This window comes from Streptococcus sp. 714, from assembly GCF_013277115.1.
Taxonomy (GTDB): Bacteria; Bacillota; Bacilli; order Lactobacillales; family Streptococcaceae; genus Streptococcus.
In genome coordinates this window covers 1-2,105 of the sequence record NZ_VMMH01000023.1, presented here as the reverse complement: position 1 = coordinate 2,105, position 2,105 = coordinate 1, and the positions used below count along the sequence as shown (strand labels likewise).

At 43.2% G+C, this 2,105-nt stretch carries 1 protein-coding gene; it reads right to left on the bottom strand.

Annotated features, from left to right (window positions below):
- Positions 1 to 32: 32 nt before the first annotated feature.
- On the bottom strand, positions 33 to 2,105 hold a 2,073-nt coding region (locus HT718_RS08185), incomplete at its 5' end, for an Ig-like domain-containing protein (RefSeq protein ID WP_173268147.1).

Sequence of the window (2,105 nt, the reverse complement as noted above, 5' to 3'; positions counted from 1 at the left end):
TACAGTTGACAAAGAGCCAAATAATCTACCAATTAAGCTTCTTCGTCTTCTTTACGACGACGGCCTGCAAGACCAAGACCAAGTAATGCACTTGCGGCAGCTGCTACCATAGCTACAGTAGAATCTGCTGTACCTGTATTTGGCAATTCTTTAGCTCCTGCTTTCTTAGCTGGTGCTTGAGCAGCTTGGTCGTTAGCTGGATTAACTGCTACTGAACCATCTGATTTCTTGACTGTCTTATCTGCTGGGATTACGGCTGTTGTACCATCTGGGAAGGTTACAGTCACTGTTCCATCTTTGCCAACTTTAACATCTGTTACTGTTGGGTTTGATTTCTTAACTTCTTCTGCTACCTTAGCTTTTTCTGCATCAGTCAAGTTACTTGGATCTGTAACTGGTGTTACAGCTGGATCCTTAACTGCGTTATCTGATGATTTCTTAACTGTATCACCTGATGGAATAACCGCTGTGCTGCCATCTGGGAAGGTTACAGTCACTGTTCCATCTTTGCCAACTTTAACATCTGTTACTGTTGGGTTTGATTTCTTAACTTCTTCTGCTACCTTAGCTTTTTCTGCATCAGTCAAGTTACTTGGATCTGTAACTGGTGTTACAGCTGGATCCTTAACTGCGTTATCTGATGATTTCTTAACTGTATCACCTGATGGAATAACGGCTGTGCTGCCATCTGGGAAGGTTACAGTCACTGTTCCATCTTTGCCAACTTTAACATCTGTTACTGTTGGGTTAGCTTTCTTAACTTCTTCTGCTACCTTAGCTTTTTCTGCATCAGTCAAGTTACTTGGATCTGTAACTGGTGTTACAGCTGGATCCTTAACTGCGTTATCTGATGATTTCTTAACTGTATCACCTGATGGAATAACCGCTGTGCTGCCATCTGGGAAGGTTACAGTCACTGTTCCATCTTTGCCAACTTTAACATCTGTTACTGTTGGGTTAGCTTTCTTAACTTCTTCAGCTACTTTAGCTTTTTCTGCATCAGTCAAGTTGCTTGGATCTACAACTGGTGTTACCGCTGGGTCCTTAACTGCGTTATCTGATGATTTCTTAACTGTATCACCTGATGGAATAACCGCTGTACTGCCATCTGGGAAGGTTACAGTCACTGTTCCATCTTTGCCAACTTTAACATCTGTTACTGTTGGGTTAGCTTTCTTAACTTCTTCAGCTACTTTAGCTTTTTCTGCATCAGTCAAGTTGCTTGGATCTACAACTGGTGTTACCGCTGGGTCCTTAACTGCGTTATCTGATGATTTCTTAACTGCATCACCTGATGGAATAACCGCTGTGCTACCATCTGGGAAGGTTACAGTCACTGTTCCATCTTTGCCAACTTTAACATCTGTTACTGTTGGGTTAGCTTTCTTAACTTCGTCTGCTACCTTAGCTTTTTCTGCTTCAGTCAAGTTGCTTGGATCTACAACTGGTGTTACCGCTGGATCCTTAACTACGTTATCTGATGATTTCTTAACTGCATCACCTGATGGAATAACGGCTGTGCTGCCATCTGGGAAGGTTACTGTAGTTGTGCCATCTTTGCCAACTTTAACATCTGTTACTGTTGGGTTTGATTTCTTAACTTCATCTGCTACCTTAGCTTTTTCTGCTTCAGTCAAGTTGCTTGGATCTACAACTGGTGTTACCGCTGGTTTAGCTGGAGCTTTTGTATCCTTAGTTGCGGTTGCTGGAACACTTGGTTCTGATACATTGCCTGCTGGATCTGTTGCTTTCGCTGTTACGTCTCCTGCTGGAAGCTCTTTCGTTGGTGTGATTGTAGCTTTTCCGTTTTCGTCCGCTACGCCTTCACCAAGCTTGTGACCATCTTTGTCGAACAACTCAACCTTAGATCCTGGTTCTGCTGTCACTTCAACTGGTGTCTTAGTTCCTGCTTTATCTGTTAGATCTGTCTTAACTTCTGGTTTAGCTGGAGCTTTTGTATCCTTAGTTGCGGTTGCTGGAACACTTGGTTCTGATACATTGCCTGCTGGATCTGTTGCTTTCGCTGTTACGTCTCCTGCTGGAAGCTCTTTCGTTGGTGTGATTGTAGCTTTTCCGTTTTCGTCCGCTACGCCTTCACCAAGCTT